The 18,251-nt window shown below is 46.6% G+C and carries 14 protein-coding genes; 2 read left to right on the forward strand and 12 right to left on the reverse strand.

Going from position 1 to position 18,251, the window contains the following annotated elements:
- Positions 1-31 precede the first annotated feature (31 nt).
- Genes F8C82_RS06715 through dnaE form a run of 4 tightly spaced genes read right to left on the reverse strand, consistent with a single transcriptional unit; the run spans position 32 to position 8,064 of the window.
- On the reverse strand, positions 32-1,711 hold the full coding sequence (locus tag F8C82_RS06715) for a S8 family serine peptidase (RefSeq protein ID WP_151692776.1): 1,680 nt from the start codon (positions 1,709-1,711) through the stop codon (positions 32-34).
- A 5-nt stretch (positions 1,712-1,716) separates the two neighbouring features.
- Positions 1,717-2,904 (reverse strand): tRNA 2-thiouridine(34) synthase MnmA, encoded by a 1,188-nt coding sequence (gene mnmA, locus F8C82_RS06720; RefSeq protein WP_151692777.1) that lies wholly within the window; start codon positions 2,902-2,904, stop codon positions 1,717-1,719.
- On the reverse strand, positions 2,897-3,625 hold the full coding sequence (locus F8C82_RS06725) for a toxin-antitoxin system YwqK family antitoxin (RefSeq protein WP_151692778.1): 729 nt from the start codon (positions 3,623-3,625) through the stop codon (positions 2,897-2,899). The genes mnmA and F8C82_RS06725 overlap by 8 nt, the downstream gene beginning before the upstream one ends.
- Positions 3,626-3,675: 50 nt before the next feature.
- On the reverse strand, positions 3,676-8,064 hold the full coding sequence (dnaE, locus tag F8C82_RS06730; RefSeq protein WP_151692779.1) for a DNA polymerase III subunit alpha: 4,389 nt from the start codon (positions 8,062-8,064) through the stop codon (positions 3,676-3,678).
- 494 nt (positions 8,065-8,558) lie between these two features.
- Here dnaE and F8C82_RS06735 point away from each other — a divergent pair, with 494 nt between their 5' ends.
- Entirely contained in the window at positions 8,559-9,407 is an 849-nt protein-coding gene (locus F8C82_RS06735; protein WP_151692780.1) for a hypothetical protein, read from the forward strand.
- A gap of 292 nt (positions 9,408-9,699) precedes the next feature.
- The gene (locus F8C82_RS06740; RefSeq protein WP_151692781.1) at positions 9,700-10,152 is read left to right on the forward strand and encodes a hypothetical protein; all 453 of its coding nucleotides are present in this window, start codon (positions 9,700-9,702) and stop codon (positions 10,150-10,152) included.
- On the opposite strand, the gene argH is transcribed toward F8C82_RS06740, so the two are convergent.
- The 8 genes from argH to F8C82_RS06780 are packed head-to-tail and all read right to left on the reverse strand — an operon-like array spanning position 10,149 to position 18,129.
- Positions 10,149-11,444, reverse strand: a complete 1,296-nt coding sequence (argH, locus tag F8C82_RS06745; RefSeq protein WP_151692782.1) for an argininosuccinate lyase — start codon at positions 11,442-11,444, stop codon at positions 10,149-10,151. The genes F8C82_RS06740 and argH overlap by 4 nt on opposite strands.
- On the reverse strand, positions 11,441-12,490 hold the full coding sequence (locus tag F8C82_RS06750; protein ID WP_151692783.1) for a M20/M25/M40 family metallo-hydrolase: 1,050 nt from the start codon (positions 12,488-12,490) through the stop codon (positions 11,441-11,443). The genes argH and F8C82_RS06750 overlap by 4 nt, the downstream gene beginning before the upstream one ends.
- Positions 12,487-13,266 carry an acetylglutamate kinase gene (argB, locus tag F8C82_RS06755; protein ID WP_151692784.1) on the reverse strand — a complete coding sequence of 260 codons (780 nt, stop codon included), beginning with the start codon at positions 13,264-13,266 and terminating at the stop codon, positions 12,487-12,489. Before argB ends, F8C82_RS06750 begins: the two co-directional genes overlap by 4 nt.
- Positions 13,256-14,215 (reverse strand): N-acetylornithine carbamoyltransferase, encoded by a 960-nt coding sequence (locus F8C82_RS06760; protein WP_151692785.1) that lies wholly within the window; start codon positions 14,213-14,215, stop codon positions 13,256-13,258. Before F8C82_RS06760 ends, argB begins: the two co-directional genes overlap by 11 nt.
- Position 14,216: 1 nt before the next feature.
- A complete protein-coding gene (locus F8C82_RS06765; RefSeq protein ID WP_151692786.1) occupies positions 14,217-15,341 on the reverse strand; it encodes an aspartate aminotransferase family protein in 1,125 nt (374 codons plus the stop codon).
- On the reverse strand, positions 15,341-16,315 hold the full coding sequence (gene argC / locus F8C82_RS06770) for an N-acetyl-gamma-glutamyl-phosphate reductase (protein WP_151692787.1): 975 nt from the start codon (positions 16,313-16,315) through the stop codon (positions 15,341-15,343). The genes F8C82_RS06765 and argC overlap by 1 nt, the downstream gene beginning before the upstream one ends.
- Positions 16,308-17,504, reverse strand: coding sequence for an argininosuccinate synthase (locus F8C82_RS06775; protein ID WP_151692788.1), 1,197 nt, complete (start codon positions 17,502-17,504; stop codon positions 16,308-16,310). The genes argC and F8C82_RS06775 overlap by 8 nt, the downstream gene beginning before the upstream one ends.
- Entirely contained in the window at positions 17,491-18,129 is a 639-nt protein-coding gene (locus F8C82_RS06780) for a GNAT family N-acetyltransferase (protein WP_223279498.1), read from the reverse strand. Before F8C82_RS06780 ends, F8C82_RS06775 begins: the two co-directional genes overlap by 14 nt.
- Positions 18,130-18,251: the final 122 nt, after the last annotated feature.

Raw genomic sequence — 18,251 nt, forward strand, 5'->3', positions numbered from 1 at the left:
CCAACCAACACCAAGCAGAAGAATGGAGGATTTATGGTCGCTGAAGAAGGACCTTTTCTACGGTTACTTCATCTCCCTGAATCACGCGAACTTGGTACAGACCATTAGCCGCTCCCAAAGGAAATAATATCCGATCATTTCGAGCAAAACCTAAGGTTCCATCAGCTATTACCCTACCGTTGATGTCGATGATTTGATAAGTCGCCTTTTCGTCCGACTTCATCTTAACATATAACGCCCCTGCACTAGGGTTGGGGTAGAAAATACTGGGATTTGGACTGAGCGTACCCGATAATTCCATGGCAAATTGAAAGTTCGGGATACCGTAACCTATATCGTTGTTGGGACGTGCATAATGAGAAGCACTCTGACGAACCCAATCCATTATTTCGTAGTTGGTCGCATTGGGATTGGCCTGCCAGAAGCATGTTACAAAACCTGCTAGCAAAGGAGAAGAAAAGCTGGTTCCATTTCCACGAGTTACCGTTCCACTCGTTCCCAAATGAGCCGTAAGTACACCTTGGGCAGAAACATCGGGCTTAATACGACCATCGGCGGTTGGCCCACGGCTGGAGAACGCAGCCACTTGTCCGAGGGAATCCACCGCACCAATACTCAGAATGCTATCGGCATCGGCAGGAGCTGTAATAATTCTCCAAGAAGAAGCTCCCGAGTTACCCGCACTGTTCATCACCACCATGCCCACTCTGTGTGCCATTACAGCACCGCGCGTAACGATGGCGGTTCTTCCTTCCATATCGGAAGGGAAGTATGACGGATCGGTATCAAACACGTTGTAACCCAAAGAACTGTTGATGACATCCACGCCCATGCTATCGGCAAACTCCATGGCGAAAATCCAATTGTCTTCCTCTACTTTACTCTCGCTCTCGTCATCTTCAGAACGAAGAAGAACGTAGGATGCACGAGGAGCTGAACCCACAAATTGCGGTTCCAAATCGGCGGCCATAATGGACCAAACGCGGGTTCCGTGAGAACCTACAGGACGAAACACATTGGTATCGCCATTCACAAAATCGTAAGTAGCCAGAACTCTGCCTTGCTGAAATACTTGGTAAAGAGGACCAATGTTATCGGCATTAAAGAAAGCACCATCAATCACCCCAATCAACATACCTGAACCGTCATAGCCCAAATCGTGTAGGGCTTCACCGTGTACCATTTCTGTTTGCGCCCATGCTTGACCGTAATTGTAGAGGTGACTAGTAGGAGCCGCAGCAGCACTGGGAATGGGAGTTTCATCTAAAACTGGGGAAGTTTGTGGAGCCTCCAGGCGACCAAGGGTTCGGACTGGAATTAACTCCACTTCACGATCCGTGTAAAGCGCTTTCAGTTCTTCTAGGTTGAAATCTTCAGAAGGCAATGAGATACTATAGGAGTTGAACCAGCGGGAATATCCGTGGATTTCCAAACCTATATCTTTCAACTTCGCTTCAAAACTTGGGTCTCTATGCGAATAATCGGTTTGACGAATAGGAATCCTTTGGCGTTCTCTTCTTTGATAGGCTCTTTCCGAAAGGGCTGGTAACGGAAGAGCATCCCAATCTATAGACGACATTAAGATTCCTCTGCATCCTGGGGATTCAATCCACCCTCTTTTATCCAATGGCGCTTCCAACCAATACTTCTGCTGTGCAAGGGTGGAAACCGTTGATAAGAGTAGAAATGCTAGGAATAAATATCGCTTCATATTTACTAATGAATCACGCCGGAGCCTACCAATTCAGCATCCTGATACCATGCGGCAAATTGTCCGGGGGTAATAGCCTTTTGAGACTCTACGAAAACAATGTACAAACCGTTGGCCTCGCGATACAGAGTGGCTGCTTGAAGCGGTTGGCGATAACGTATGCGGACGCTGAAGTCTTTCGATTCACCGATCTTCAGTTGCAGGTCTTCACGCACCCAATGCAATTCGTCATTTTTAATGAACAAGGCCTTGCGGTAGAGTCCTGGATGAGAATCACCCATTCCGGTGTAGATGATATTTTTCTCTACATCGGTACCAATAACGAACAAGGGTTCTGGCGTTCCACCCACCATTAATCCTTTGCGTTGCCCCACGGTAAAGTAATGAGCACCGTTGTGTTCGCCCACCACTTTACCCATTTCGGGCGTTAGAGTTGCGGGAGTGCTCCATCCTTCCAAATCAGGTTCGCTGTAATCTCCAGCAGGAATCGCATTGGCAAAGGCAGGGGCATTTGCATCTATATTGATGATTTGGCCCTTCTTTGGCTTGAGTTGTTGTTGAAGGAAATCAGGAAGACGCACTTTCCCAATAAAGCACAACCCTTGGCTATCCTTCTTTTCTGCTGTAACGAAGCCTTGCTCCATGGCAATTTTGCGCACTTCACTCTTCTCCAAATGTCCAATTGGGAAAAGAGCCTTGCTCAATTGAAACTGATTCAACTGACACAAGAAGTACGATTGATCTTTATTCTTATCAACGCCAGCTAGCAATTGATAAACGGGCTCCCCCTCTACTTCCACCTCGCCACGTCGGCAGTAGTGACCAGTGGCCACATAATCTGCCCCCAGCTTCAGGGCCGTATCTAAAAATGTATCAAACTTGATTTCGCGGTTGCAAAGAACATCTGGGTTCGGCGTTCTTCCCGCTTCGTATTCAGCGAACATGTAATCTACAATTCGCTCCTTGTATTCAGCACTGAGATCCACTACTTGGAACGGAATACCGAGAGCTTCCGCCACCATCATGGCATCGTTAGAATCTTCAATCCAAGGACATTCATCGTGGAGGGTGACACTTTCATCCACCCAATTGCGCATGAAAAGACCAATTACCTCATGACCTTGCTGTTGTAACAAGTATGCGGCAACACTGGAATCTACTCCACCACTAAGTCCTACTACTACTCTACTCATCTGTTTCACTCTCCTCTAACTCTGGACAACCTTCTGAATTCAAACATTCTGAATCCAATAAAGTTCCCATGTCATAGATCTCCTTAATATGCTGACGACCACCTTTAAAGATGTACCAATTGCCATCCTTCAGTCCATTCACATACGACCCAATGTATTCAGGTCGTCCTTCTTGTCCGTAGTACATCACGTCTCCATGCAGTCGACCATTGGCGTAAACACCTCTTGCTCGCGTACTACCGTCGGGGAACTTCTGAACCCATTCTCCCTCTTTCACACCGGCTGCCCAAGTAATGGTTTCAGCAATGCTACCGTCGTGGTATAGAATGGTTTCAACCCCGTCTTTCTCTCCCTTCTTCCAATTGATAGTAGAGACCAAATCTCCATCTGGTCCGTAATATCTCCACGTACTATCTCGCTTTTCGTTCACGAAAATTCCTTCGGCCATTTTCCAGCCTCCGCGTTCGTACATGGTAGCATACCCCACACCTGTTTCTCCTCTGTATTCAATAACCGACAAACGGGCACCGCTTTGGTGGAAATACGTAAATGTCCCAATGGGAATATCGTTGTGAAACTCACCGCGATAGCGTACCTGATTACTGTTCTCATATTTCTTTTCCCACTGTCCCTGCTTTCTCCCCTGAGCATCGGTTTGATTAACCTGAGCCACGAGAGTAGTTCCAATGAGAAGAGCTAGAGTTAGAAAAATGTGCTTCATGTGCTTTTAAAACGGTGCAAAGTTAGCATTCTTACTATTGATGGAATCTATCAGTTGAGTTTGACCTGGAGCTCATCGATCTCGTGCAACTGGTCGAGAAGTTCCTTGGAAATCTCTACCCTTCGGGTCCGGCTCGGAAGCTTAACGAATATGTTCTCGGTAGAATCAATAACGTGAAAGGCCACCTTCTTTTTTCCGGGATGTCGCGTCAGTGCCGCTTCTATCTTGTCCATCAGGTACTCGTCAAGTTCATCCAAACGGAGTGAAACGTCTAAGGATTTACTCAACTCTTCCATGATTTCTTGGAGGAGCTTCATATCGAAAATGTCCACATTGATACGTTCAATCACCTCTCCATCTTTTTCCCATGAACGCTTCGAAACCTTGGCCTTCATGAAGATCATTTGATTGGTCACCAAGAAGTGTTTGAATCGCAAGTACGGTTCACCAAAAAGTCGGAATTCATGCGAACCTCTCAAGTCTTCTAACGTAAAGAAGCCGAATTCCTTTCCGTTCTTCGAAACTCTGTGCTGAACATCGGTCACAATGCCCGCCACATGAATCTCTCTTCCCACCAAGGTGTGTTCATCAACAAATGCCTCTACATTTTGGTTACAGAAGGCATTGATCTCATAACGAAAATCGTCTAACGGGTGTGAACTCAAGTACATCCCGTTCACTTCTTTCTCACGATTGAGCTGCTGAATCCTCGACCATTTCTCCACATCTGGAAGAGGTGGCTCTGGAATTTGAACTTCGGAAGACTCACCAAAGAGGGAAACTTGTGCCGATTCCTCACTGGCCTTCACGTTCTGAGCGTACTTGATGGCGCGCTCTAAGAAGGAACGCCCATCGCCCATTTCATCGGCAAAGTAGATAGCTCGGTGTTCATTTTCAAAACTGTCGAATGCTCCACCGAGAGCCAAACTCTCGATGGTTTTACGGTTTACAATGCGCAAATCCACGCGCTTTAGGAAATCGAAAATTCCCTTGTACTCCCCATTCTTCTTGCGTTCTGCTACCAAGTGGTCTACAGCATTTCCACCTACACCGCGCATACCTCCCAGCCCGAAGCGAATCGCACCTTCATCGTTCACGGTAAACACGTACGACGATTCGTTCACATCCGGTAAGAGAACTGGAATATGCATTCGTCGACATTCCTCCATGAAGAAGGTCACCTGCTTGATGTCGTTCATGTTGTTGCTCAACACGGACGCCATGTATTCCGCAGGGTAATGCGCTTTTAGATAAGCCGTTTGATAAGCCACCCACGCATAACAGGTAGAGTGAGATTTGTTGAAGGCGTAGGATGCAAATGCCTCCCAGTCCTTCCAAACCTTATTCAGTTTGTCTTCATCATGACCACGGTCTTTACCACCGTTGATGAACTTTGGTTTGAGCGTTTCTAGTAAGGCAAAGATCTTCTTACCCATGGCCTTACGGAGGGTATCCGCTTCACCTTTGGTAAACCCTGCCAATTTTTGAGAGAGCAACATAACTTGCTCCTGATATACCGTAATACCATAGGTTTCCTCTAGATATTCCTGCATATCATCGAGGTCGTACGTGATTTCCTCTATTCCGTGTTTACGGCGAACGAAGGAAGGAATGTACTCCAATGGTCCCGGACGATACAGTGCGTTCATCGCAATCAAATCCGCAAACACCGTTGGCTTTAAATCCTTCAGATACTTCTGCATACCGGCAGATTCGTACTGGAACACCCCTACGGTTTCACCGCGTTGGAAAAGCTCGTAGGTCTTTCTATCATCAATGGGAATGGCTTCCATATCCAAGTCCACTCCATGGTTCTCCTTCACCATGACCACTGCATCTTTAATGAGGGTCAAGGTTTTGAGTCCGAGGAAGTCCATTTTCAAGAGACCCGCACTTTCCACCACCGAGTTGTCGAACTGGGTACACCACATATCCGAATCCTTCGCCAAGCTCACTGGAACGAGTTCGCGAATATCCGAAGGCGTGATGATCACCCCACAAGCGTGAATCCCCGTTGAGCGAACTGAACCCTCTAAAGTATGGGCCTGCTTGAGGGTAATCCCTTCAATATCGGTCTTTTGGAATGCCTGAACCATGGAGTTTGCCTTGTCCAAATCCTCTGCTCGGAACTTGCTCTTCATGGTCTTTTCGTCCATGGCCATGAGCTTGTTCAACGTGGTATCCGGCATCATCTTGGTGAGACGATCGGCTACGTCGAAGGGCAAATCGAGTACACGGGCGGTATCTTTAATCGATGACTTTGCTGCCATCGTACCGTATGTGATAATCTGAGCTACTTGGCTCGATCCATATTTGTCGATTACGTATTGGATCACCTTCTCTCGACCTCTATCGTCAAAATCGATATCGATATCGGGAAGGGACACACGTTCAGGATTCAAGAATCTCTCAAAAAGTAGATCGTATGCAATAGGATCAACATTGGTAATACCGATACAGTACGCAACGGCAGAACCCGCGGCAGAACCACGACCCGGACCAACGCTAACACCCATATCTCGGGCCGCATTACAGAAATCTTGAACAATCAAGAAGTAACCCGGATACCCTGTATTCGCAATGGTCTCCAACTCAAAGTCGAGGCGCTCTCGAATCTCGTCAGTAATCTCATCATAGCGTCGTACCGCCCCTTCATACGTAAGGTGACGAAGAAAGGCATTCTCCCCGCGCTTCCCTCCATCCACCTCATCCTGTGGATCTTGGAATTGCTCTGGAATATCGAAAGCTGGCAATAAGACATCGCGAGCCAATTCAAAAGGCTCCACCTTATCCAGAATCTCACTGATATTCTCAATGGCTTCTGGAATATCGGCAAAGAGCTTCTTCATCTCGTCTTGCGACTTGAAGTAGAACTCATCGTTCGGGAAACCATAGCGATAGCCTCTACCTCTGCCAATAGGAGTCGATTTCTTCTCACCTTCTTTTACACAGAGGAGGATATCGTGTGCTTCCGCATCTTTTTTATCTAAATAGAACGTGTTATTGGCGGCAATGCACTTAACACCATACTGCTTGGCAAAGCGCAGAAGGACTTCGTTTACGCGGTCTTCTTCCGGCAGATTATGTCGGTTTAATTCCACATAAAAATCATCGCCAAACTGTTCGTGCCACCAAACAAAGGCCTCTTCAGCCTGTTTTTCACCCACGTTCAAAATGAGCTGTGGCACCTCTCCCTGAAGTCCACCTGTGGTTACCATCACATTCTCCTTGTGCTGAACAATCAAGTCCTTGTCAATTCTTGGCACATAGTAGAAACCGTTGATGAATCCTTCCGAACTCATCTTGGCCATGTTCAGATAACCCGCTTTATTCTTGGCCAACATGGGTATTTGGAACCCATTGTCTTTCACAGATTTATTGAGACGATCGCCACAAACGAAGAACTCACAGCCCACAACGGCCTTCATTGGAACTTGGTCGAATGGCTCTCCTTTTGCCTCGGCATCTTTCGCCCCTTGAGCCACACTCTTATTGTAGTCGCCTACGGCCTTCACAAAGTGGAAAGCGCCCATCAAGTTGCCCAAATCGGTCATAGCCACCGCAGGCATTCCTTCCTTACCCGCACGATTCACAAGGGATCGGATATCCGTAACCGCTTGAAGAATGGAAAATTGAGTGTGGTTGTGAAGGTGAGCAAACTTTACTTCCGAGAGTCGATCGAGGTTTTCATCAATCGCCTCATCAGAAATAGCAATACCCGCTTCCTTTTGTTCCGCTTTGCGAATTGCTTCACTTTGCTTCTTCAGGTTGCGGTGCTTGAGTCCGATGGTTTGGATAACATCCGGATTCGCCTGCACGAAATCGCGAACCATAGTATCGTCAAAGCCCAGCTGTTCGCGCTTAAAGACACCGGTTCGAATCAACTCGAGGAAACAGCGCGTTGTGGCTTCCACGTCGGCTGTTGCATTGTGCGCTTCACCGAAGGCTTCACCAAACAAGTGCTGGTGTAATTCCGTCAGGGTTGGAAGCTTGAACTTCCCTCCTCTACCTCCGGGAATCTGGCAAAGCTGAGCTGTAACCTCGGTACAAGTATCGAGTACAGGCATTTCCAACATGGGACTATCCAAGCCCAAGCGATAGAGTTCACAACCTACCACATTGATATCGAAGCCCACATTCTGACCAACGTTGAATTTCGAAACCTTCAACGTGCGAACAAAGTGCTCCATCGCCTCGCGAAGAGGCACACCATCGCGCTCTGCCAATGCCGTAGAAATACCGTGAATTTGTTCCGATTCAAACGGAATATCAAATCCATCCGGCTTGATCAAGTATTCAACCTGTTCAATCAACTCGCCTTTGGCACCGTGAAGCTGCCAGGCAATCTGAACGACCCGGGGCCAATTGTCCGTATCGGTAATTGGCGCCTTAAAGTCTTTTGGTAAACCGGTGGTCTCAGTATCGAATACTAAAAACATCTAACTATCAATATGTTACAGGAATCATCTATCGTCTCAGAGGGAACTTTCAAGTTACGTAGAAAGCCTTCCCCCGACAAGTTGGAGTTATTAACAAAACGAGCGGTGAAATGTGAATAGTGCTAGGTACTGGTACGGGGAGGCTACAGGGTTTTGCCAATTGACATTTGGCTCTATCGAGACATGATACAGACACTTCGCTAGGGAACGGCGGCACTTATACAGAAACGTCGCCGTTGCTGACGACGAACCCTAGCCAAGGGATTAAGGAGCGCAGCGACATCCCTAGGTTTTCGTTGCACAACATGAACATTATTTCCCTGTAGGGAAAGCAAACCATCTCGTTTCCGCTCCGCCCAAACGCCAATTGTCCACAGCCAACACCTCGCGTAGCAAAGGTATGCTTCAACCTCCATCATCTTTAATCCGTTAAACTTGATGGATGCTCTTGTCCTAAACAAAAGAATCTTCCATTCATTCTAACTACTCTCAATATGAAAACGCTCACTACTCTGCTGTTTACAATGACTCTAATTATGGGTACTTGTGCTTTTGGTCAATCTCAAGAAGAAATGACAAAGGCATTATGTGAATGCAGCGAGAAGAAACTCGATTCATTGGAATTGTACCTAAACGCCATGTTTATTTCAATGCAAGACCTTGACAATGCAGAAGAGCTCCTATCTGTCGCGGAGAGGTCTCTTTCCGAGAACGACTCCATTGAGTTCTTCGAACAAAGCATTGTTTTTGAAGATCTATTTGAAGAAACAGGTGCCATTCGACTTTGTATGGAGAGTCAATTTGACCGTGATATTTGGATGAAAGTTGGATTAGCTGTCCGCGATAATGAGCACTACAACCAAATGTTGAATCAAATAGCCGAATTGGACTGTGAGTCGACTCAACTCTTCCTGCGAATCTTTCGCTTTACTGTGGCCAATGCAGAACAACCTGTAAGTCGACTCCCTCAAAAGAACAAAGAGACTCTTGATGTTTATTGTGGGTGTTTAGAGAACGACTTAAAACCTTTTGAATTCGTTATCACCACTATGGTAAATTACACCGACATGCGAAATCCAGACCATTCACTTGAGAACATCTACTCCGAACTCTCGCCTGCCGATTCTATTCGTTTCGCTTCTGAATCACAGGAGTTTCAACGTATGATTTCTCAAATCGCGCAAAACTGTGCAACCGACCAGCTCACCGAGGACGAGATCTGGGATCTTACCAAGAACATGGAATCTCCCCCGTTTGTGCGTGAATTCAACCTCTACGCTAAAGAATTAGATTGTGAAGTAACAGCCAGTTTTGTTAGATTCCTAATAAGTGTAGGAGGATAAGGCATCAAGGTTGACCAACACCTCAAATCCCCACGCGAAAGGATTCGCGCGGTAGAAGGGCCATCCGTCACCCGTCACCCAACATCCAACCCCTTAAACACCTTAAACACCATAAACCCCTTAAACACCCATCCCATACCAACACCTCAAATGCCCACGCGAAAGGATTCGCGCGGTAGAGGGTGCACCAACATCCATCACCCGTCACCCAACATCCAACACCTCAAACCCCTTAAACATCTGAAACCCATTAATCCCCAAATCCCCTATCTTCCACCAAAATCCCAACCTCATGAAAAAGTTCATTCCTCTTTTGCTTCTTACCTCGTGTGGAATTTTTCGTTCTTCTCCGGATATCAACGAATTGTATCCGAGTCAGCCGATATCTGCGGAATTTTGTAATTGTATTCAGGAGGGGATTGGCCCCATTGATGTACATGCAGCGGGAGCGATTCACTTCTATGCCACGCATTTGGATACGGATCTGGATATTGACGAGTATTCAGATTCACTGCGAAAAATCCTTCCGCCAGTAGATTTTGCCAGGTACGAGGCGTCCATCGGGCACCTCACAGAGGTATTCGACGATGAAGAAGTGTTCGATTTTTGCGCGGAAAGCTTGATAGAAAACTACCCGGGCATTGACACCTTAGACGATGAGCGTATCATAAAAATATTGACAGACACCACTGGCAATTCCCATTGCGGACTCACCCGTGATTTCCTTACCATCCTAGCCGATTAAGCATCGACATTGTCCCAAACGCGGTGGTATTTGGCGGCTATCTCTGTAGTGCAGAGGTTTCCAATACTACCTTCGTGGGTGTGCTTTACCGCTCGGTCAGGTTCAAAATTGCCACTTTGAATTTCCATGCCCAGTTCTTTGTATGCTTCGCGGAAGGTTGCTCCAGCAAGCACTCGCTTGTTCAACGCATCTACAGAGAAGAGGTAGTTGTATGTGCTGTCATGTACCACAGATTCTTTCACAATGATATTCTCCAACATGAAATGCGTGATCATCAAGATCTCCCTACACTGCTCAATGCCTTTCATGAAGGGCTCCTTGAGCAACTGATAATCTCGGTGATAGCCGCTAGTCATGTTCGTGGTGAGAAGGGTTAAGCGCTGCGGCAAGGCTTGAATTTCATTGGCCGTGGCCCTCACCAATTCAAACACATCAGGATTCTGCTTGTGTGGCATGATGCTCGACCCTGTGGTCAATTCCTTTGGAAAGCCAATAAAATCGAAATTCTGACTCATGTAGAGACAAACATCATCCGCCAATTTACCCAGTGTTGATGCTAGGGAAGCGAGTGCAAAACTGACGCTTTTCTCAAGTTTACCCCGACTCATTTGAGCCGCAACCGAATTGAATCGCATGGTTTCAAACCCCAATTCATCGGTCGTCATGGTGCGGTTGATGGGAAACGAAGATCCATAGCCCGCCGCCGATCCCAAGGGGTTTTGATTACTGACTTGATATGCAGCCTTCAAGAAATGCATGTCATCCACCAAGGATTCTGCATAGGCCCCAAACCAAAGTCCAAAACTCGAAGGCATGGCCACTTGGAGGTGGGTGTAGCCGGGGAGTAGAACATCCTTGTGCTTTTCGCTCAAAGATTGAAGCAGTTCAAACAAGGAATCCACATGATCTTTGATATGAATGATCTCTGCCTTGGCAAAAAGGTGAAGGTCCACCAGTACTTGATCGTTTCTCGATCTAGCGGTGTGAATCTTCTTGCCGGCATCACCTACCCGTTCGGTAAGGAGGTGTTCAATCTTACTGTGTACATCTTCAAATTCGGCTTCAATTTCGAATTCTCCATTCTCGATTTCCCCCAGAATATTCTGCAATTCTCCAAGCAAATCACGCACTTCATCCGTGCTCAAAATCCCGATGGAATGTAGCATCCTCGCATGGGCCATATTGCCTAGTACATCGTATTCCGCAAGCTTCATATCTAGCTCTCTGTCGTTGCCAACCGTGAACTTTTCAATGGCTTGATCTACCGAAAACCCTTTATCCCACAACTTCATAGCACTGTCTTTAATAAATCGATATAGATCTCAATCCCCTTCTCTAATTCATCTACATAAATGAACTCATCAGCAGTATGTGAACGCTCTGATTTGCCTGGACCTATTTTCAAAGTTGGGAAACGCATGTGTGCCTGATCAGACAAGGTAGGTGAACCATACGTCTTTCTCCCCAGTGCAATTCCTCCCAATACAATGGGATGATCCGCTGGAATAGACGAAGGTCGCATTCTAAACGAACGTGCTGTAAGCACACTCTCCGTGTGTGCGTCAATAATGGCAAACACCTCTTCTAATTCGTATACATCGGGCACTCGAACATCCATCACAAAAGAGGCTTTGGCCGGTACCAAGTTGCTCTGCTTCCCAGCTTGAACTTGAGTAACCGACATCCTCACAGGTCCGGTAACTTCAGAGGCTTTTTCGAAAGTGAATTGCTCTACCCATGCGATATCTTTCGCAATCTTGTAAATGGGATTAACCGTGTTGGTATGCGCGGCGTGCCCCGGAACTCCCATTGCTTCGGCATCTATAACAATGAGACCTTTTTCTGCGATGGCTAAGTTCATTTCAGTGGGCTCTCCCACCAAGCCAAAACTGATGGGTGGCATTTTCTCAAGCGCGTGAATGGCACCGTTTAAACTAGATGTTTCTTCCTCTCCTACGGCCAAATAAATGAGGTTGTGCGACATTCCCTCTCGTTCGTAAAAGTGAACGAAAGCATGAAACATTGCGATCAACGCCCCACCCGCGTCATTGCTTCCCAACCCGTATAATTTGCCGTTCTCCACTTCTGGAGTAAAAGGATCGCGGGTATATCCCGAATTCGGTTTTACCGTATCGTGATGAGAGTTGAGCAAGATGGAGGGCTTCGCCGCGTCGAAGTGTTTGTTGAAGGCCCAAACATTGTTAATGGAGCGTTCATACGGAATGCCTCTTACTTCAAATTGAGAAGCGAGATAATCCGCAGTTCTATCTTCCTCCCCAGAAAAAGAGGGAATTCGAATTAGATTTTCGAGCATTTCAAGTGCTGAGTGAGCCATCATAGTACAAGTTCTGTATGAATAGTCTGGATAGGATTAAACACCTCTGTCCCTCCTAAAATCACGGTTTGAACCCCGTTGTTTAGCGCTCTAAATCCGGTGTCTAATTTGGGAATCATCCCTTGGTAAATAGCGCCTTTGTCCTTTAGCTCTGTGTATTCCGTAATCGACAAAGTCTTCAGAACCGAAGACGGATCTAGAACGTCCCTTAAAACACCGGGCTTGTCAAAGCAGTATCTCAGTTCTACCTCATAAAAATCCGACAAAGCCATTGCGATTTCACTAGCTTGGGTATCTCCATTGGTGTTATAGAGCTGCCCTTCTAAATCTGCGGTTATGGCTGAAAACACTGGAACAATACCGCTGGAAAGGGTACGAGCCAATCGCTCACCATCCACCTTTACTATGTCGCCCACAAAGCCAAAGTCGATAGGCTTCACCGAACGTTTCTCCGATTGAATGTACGCCCCATCAGCTCCATTTACGCCTTGAACCACTAGTCCTCTGGAATGGAGTTTAGCGACAAGATCGGTGTTGATTTTTCCAGCATACACCATCTGTGCTACTTCGAGGGTTTTGGCACTCGTTATCCTTCTCCCTTCGTGCATTTGCTGTGGAATATTCAGAACTTCAGCCAGTTGCGTAGCTAGTATTCCCCCACCGTGCACAAGGACTTTCTGATGGGGAAGATTCGCAAAATAATCGAGTACGGTGTTGAGCAAATCCGGATTGTCAATTACGTTTCCTCCAATCTTGCCGACAATCAATTTATCTTTCATGGCTCAACAGTTTATAGAGAACCGCTTGGGCAGCAAAGGTTCGGTTGTTCGCCTGTTCCAGAATGAGTGAGGTGGGTGCATCAATGACCTCATCGGTAGCAATCACATTTCTACGGATGGGAAGACAATGCATGAACTTCGCATTGTGAGTGAGTTGCATTTTTGCTCCATCCAAAGTCCAATGGTCGTATTCCCTTGAAACCTGACCATAGTTCTCATACGCACTCCAGTTCTTTACGTACACAAAATCAGCACCTTGCAATGCCTCTTCCTGATTATGAGTCATTCTAGCTCCCCGCGTAAAGTCAGGGTGGAGCTCGTAACCGGGAGGATGTGCGATGGTGAGATCATACCCTGCGGCAAGCGTCCATTGCGCAAATGAATTGGCAACAGCCTGTGGCAAAGCCTTAGGATGCGGAGCCCACGAAAGAACCACCTTTGGATTCGATTTGGTGTTCTGTTCTTTTAACGTGAGCATGTCAGCTAGCGACTGCAAGGGATGTAGGGTGGCGCTTTCCAAACTCACCACCGGAACGCGGGCGTATTTCACGAAAGACGAAAGGAACTTCTCGGCATAGTCTTCTTCTCTGTCGGTGAGCGTGGCAAAAGTGCGTACGGCAATGATGTCGCAATACTGCGAAATCACCGAAGCAGCTTCAGAAATGTGCTCTTGAGAGGAACCATTCATCACTGCTCCATCTTCCATTTCCAACTGCCATCCTTCACCGTTAAAGTTCATCACCATCACATTCATCCCCAAGTTGCTCGCCGCCTTTTGTGTACTCAAGCGGGTTCTCAAACTCGGATTGAAGAAGATGATACCCAGTGTTTTATTGGCACCTAAGTGCTGATGTGCATAAGGATTGACCTTGAACTTTTGAGCAAGGCTGATCCAATCTCCCACATCCTCTACATCCTTTACGGATAGAAAATTCGCGATCGAGTCCATCCTAAATCAAAGATTTTAAGGCCGTACAAAATTCAATGACAGCAGCTCTATCAATGGATAGCGGAGGCAGGATACGCAACAAGTTGGGGTTGGCAGAATTTCCCGTAAACATAAAGTGCTCCGACAATAACTTCCCTCGAATCTCTTTGATTCCAGAAGGAAGTTCAACACCCAGCATCAATCCCTTCCCCTTGATACGAACGTGATCAACATCTACAAACTCCGCACGGAATGTCATCTCCAAAGCGGAAGCATTGGCCATCAGTTGTTCACTTTCCAGCGTTTCTAAAACCGACAAAGCCGCGGCACAAGCCAATGGATTTCCTCCAAAGGTGGTCCCTAACATTCCATATTTCGGTGCAATAGTCTCACTGATGAGCACCGCTCCAATCGGGAAACCGTTGCCCAATCCCTTAGCCATGGTAACCACATCAGCTTGAATACCCGCACTCTGATGAGCGAAGAATTTCCCTGTCCTACCACAACCGCTTTGAATCTCATCTAGAATCAGTACTGCGTCGTACTCTGTACACCATGCGCGAAGTTGAACGAGAAAGGCATCGGTAGGCATGTCAAGTCCACCTACACCTTGAATTCCTTCAACAATAACTCCGCATACATCTCCTTTTTCCAATTCTGTTTTCAGCGCATCGGAATCGTTCAATTCCAAAAAGGTGACCGGGAAGTGAGCGGCGTTTAGTGGAGCCGACAAATTCGGATTGTCAGTTACTGCTAACGCGGCAGAAGTTCGTCCGTGGAAACTTCCTTTAAAGGCGATAAACCTCTCTTTCCCATTGTGAAAAGAGGCTACTTTTAATGCATTCTCATTCGCTTCAGCTCCGCTGTTACAGTAGAAAACACTGTGCTGCTGATAGCCACTCAATTCGCCAAGTTTGTGTGCCAACGCCTCTTGAATAGGGAGATGAACCGAGTTGGAATAAAAGATCAATTGATCCATCTGCGACTTCAAGGCTTTCACATACGATGGGTGCGAATGACCAATGGAAATAACTCCATGACCACCGTACAAATCCAGATAACGCTGACCGTTTTCATCGTAGAGATAGATACCAGAGCCCTTGGCAAGACGGATATCAAACCGTGGATAGACATCAAATAAATTCATCAGAATACATTGGTTTTGTAGGTGAGGCCCGCGCTTTGATCGAGCCCAAAAATGAGATTCATGTTCTCAACAGCTTGTCCTGCTGCTCCCTTGAGAAGGTTGTCAATTACTGAGGTGATCAGGAGCTTTCCATCTACCACTTCTACTTGAAGAAGGGCATAATTGGAGTTCACCACTTTCTTGAGGTGAACTGGCTCCGTTGTCACTTTTGTGAATGGACTATGGCTATAGAATTCCGTGTACCGTTCCAACCAAGTGGCGGCATCCTCTTCCGTATTCATATAGGCCGAAGCAAAAATCCCTCGGGTGAAATTCCCGCGCATAGGCAAGAAGTTCACACGGTGATTCCAATCGGTTTGGTACGACTTTAAAGTCTCGCCAATCTCCCCCAAGTGTTGGTGTTGGAAGGATTTGTATAGACTTACATTGTTCGCTCTGTTGCTAAAATGAGAGGTGCTAGAAAGCCCCGCTCCCGCACCAGTAGATCCTGTTAGCGCATGAACATGTACATCATCCATCAACAAACCAGCCGCAGCAATGGGTAACAGCGCCAACTGAATAGCCGTGGCAAAGCAGCCCGGATTGGCTATGCTCTTGGAAGACACGATTTCATCTGCCCTCGCATCCACTAAACCATAAGTAAATCTCCTGCCTTGAAACTGAGCATCTGCATTCAACCTGAAATCGTTTGACAAATCGATAATCACGGTGGATTGTGAGATGGGGTACTGCTCTAAAAAAGCCTTTGATTTTCCATGTCCCAAGCACAAGAAAAGCACGTCTACATTGGGATTGAGTTCAGATGTGAACTTCAAATCACTGTAGAACAAATCTCCGTGTGCTTCTCCAACGGATTTTCCCGGTTGCGAGTGGCTGTACAGAAAATCAATTTTCATTTCTGGATGATGGAGTGCGATCCGAATCAGCTCGCCTGCCACATATCCCGTTGCTCCAACTATACCAACACTAATCATCGCTCGTATTCACTTTTTGATGCAACAGCATCGGATTCGCCAATATCTTCGTGAAGCCTTTTACGTCTTCTCCACTCCATCCCGCATTCATTTCACCATACTGTCCCCATTCGGAATTCATCAAGTCATACTTCGACTCAATCCCTTCAATCACAAAACGATAGGGATGCAATTGGAGAAAGACCGTTCCGGTTACATTCTTCTGGGTGTCTTTTAAGAACGTTTCGATGTTTCTCATCACGGGTTCAAAGAACATCGACTCGTGTAGAAACATGCCATACCAATTTGAAAGTTGCTCCTTCCAATGCATTTGCCACTTGGAGAGGGTGTGCTTTTCCAGAGCCTGATGGGCCTTGATTAGAGTGATGGAGGCCGCCGCTTCAAACCCCACTCTTCCCTTAATTCCGATAATGGTATCTCCCACATGAATGTCTCTGCCTATGGCATACGCCGAGGCAATCTCTTCAATTTTAAGAATCGCTTCTACTGGAGATAGATCTTCACCATTCACTCCCGACACCTCTCCCTTGGTAAAGGTGATAGACAGTTGAGATGGCGTTTCCGATTTCAACTGACTGGGATAAGCGGACTCAGGAAGGGCTTGGTTCGACGTCAGTGTTTCCACTCCGCCAACACTCGTTCCCCAAATTCCCTTGTTAATGGAATACTTTGCCTTTTCCCAAGGAAGATCCACATTGAACTTTTTGAGGTAATCGATTTCATCTTGGCGCGAAATCTTCAAATCGCGGATTGGTGTGATGATCTTCAACTGTGGAGCAATCAATTGGAAAGCGAGATCGAAGCGAACTTGATCATTTCCTGCTCCTGTACTTCCATGTGCAATGGCATCGACTCCAATCTCTAATGCATACTTGGCCAAAGCAGTAGCTTGGTGGACTCTTTCCGCACTTACCGAAAGTGGATACGTACCGTTCTTCAAGATATTTCCGTAAATCAAGTAACGGATAATATCCTCATAAAAATCCTCCGTTTGCTCTAGCGCAACGTGACTTGTTACGCCTAGATCGTGAGCCTTTTGCTCTATGCTCTTGAGTTCAAGCGGTGAAAAACCACCCGTGTTTACAATGGCCGAGTGAACCTCCATGTTCAGCTCGTGCATGAGGTACTTCACACAGAAAGTAGTATCGAGACCCCCACTAAAGGCGAGTAGGACTTTATTTTTTGTCATCGTTGTAATTTTTGAGGATTCCAGATTTTGCAGCTCTTCTCGACTTGACAAAATCAGTGAATCGATTCCATGCTTTCGGCTTGTCCACTTCGGTGGGTTTCGTCTGACTTAAGTCGCAGACCATAGCCGTACACAAACACATGCTTCTATTCGTTCTTGTCAGGATATCTACGTTCACACAACTGTTGCAGCCCTTCCAGAAAACCTCGTCTTTGGTCAGTTCAGAGAACGTCACGGGCTTATATCCCAACTCCGAATTGATCTTCATCACGGGCAAACTCGTAGTAATTCCAAAAAGCTTGGCATTGGGAAACATCTTCTTAGACAAGTTGAACGTTTGTAGCTTAATTTGTCGGGCTAGTCCCGTTCCGCGGTAATCTGGGTGAACAATAAGTCCGGAGTTTGCCACATACTTCTGTTCATCCCAGCTCTCGATGTAACAAAAACCTACAACGGCCTCACCGTCAAGGGCAATTACACCCTTACCCTCTTCCATCTTTCTTCGGATGTAAGCAGGATCGCGCTTTGCTATTCCGGTACCTCGCACTTTTGCAGAGCTTTCCATCATTTCGCAGATGGTTTCTGCGAATGGAATGTGCTCGTTGGATGCGACCATCACTTGTATCGACATGTAATAGAAATGAAATTATCCCGAAGTAGTACAGAAACTACCGAGGAACGAATACTTAAAAAATCAATAGGAAAACTGGGGGCACGTCTGGTACGGAACCAGACAAAAAGGACGTA

Origin of the sequence: Phaeocystidibacter marisrubri (genome assembly GCF_008933165.1) — a bacterium.
Classification (GTDB): Bacteria; Bacteroidota; Bacteroidia; order Flavobacteriales; family Schleiferiaceae; genus Phaeocystidibacter; species Phaeocystidibacter marisrubri.

What these genes read in the sequence shown, in the direction of transcription:
- F8C82_RS06715 (WP_151692776.1), bottom strand. Translation starts at nt 1,711, where the DNA reads ATGAAGCGATATTTATTCCTAGCATTTCTACTCTTATCAACGGTTTCC.
- mnmA (WP_151692777.1), bottom strand. Translation starts at nt 2,904, where the DNA reads ATGAGTAGAGTAGTAGTAGGACTTAGTGGTGGAGTAGATTCCAGTGTT.
- F8C82_RS06725 (WP_151692778.1), bottom strand. Translation starts at nt 3,625, where the DNA reads ATGAAGCACATTTTTCTAACTCTAGCTCTTCTCATTGGAACTACTCTC.
- dnaE (WP_151692779.1), bottom strand. Translation starts at nt 8,064, where the DNA reads ATGTTTTTAGTATTCGATACTGAGACCACCGGTTTACCAAAAGACTTT.
- F8C82_RS06735 (WP_151692780.1), top strand. Translation starts at nt 8,559, where the DNA reads ATGAAAACGCTCACTACTCTGCTGTTTACAATGACTCTAATTATGGGT.
- F8C82_RS06740 (WP_151692781.1), top strand. Translation starts at nt 9,700, where the DNA reads ATGAAAAAGTTCATTCCTCTTTTGCTTCTTACCTCGTGTGGAATTTTT.
- argH (WP_151692782.1), bottom strand. Translation starts at nt 11,444, where the DNA reads ATGAAGTTGTGGGATAAAGGGTTTTCGGTAGATCAAGCCATTGAAAAG.
- F8C82_RS06750 (WP_151692783.1), bottom strand. Translation starts at nt 12,490, where the DNA reads ATGATGGCTCACTCAGCACTTGAAATGCTCGAAAATCTAATTCGAATT.
- argB (WP_151692784.1), bottom strand. Translation starts at nt 13,266, where the DNA reads ATGAAAGATAAATTGATTGTCGGCAAGATTGGAGGAAACGTAATTGAC.
- F8C82_RS06760 (WP_151692785.1), bottom strand. Translation starts at nt 14,215, where the DNA reads ATGGACTCGATCGCGAATTTTCTATCCGTAAAGGATGTAGAGGATGTG.
- F8C82_RS06765 (WP_151692786.1), bottom strand. Translation starts at nt 15,341, where the DNA reads ATGAATTTATTTGATGTCTATCCACGGTTTGATATCCGTCTTGCCAAG.
- argC (WP_151692787.1), bottom strand. Translation starts at nt 16,315, where the DNA reads ATGATTAGTGTTGGTATAGTTGGAGCAACGGGATATGTGGCAGGCGAG.
- F8C82_RS06775 (WP_151692788.1), bottom strand. Translation starts at nt 17,504, where the DNA reads ATGACAAAAAATAAAGTCCTACTCGCCTTTAGTGGGGGTCTCGATACT.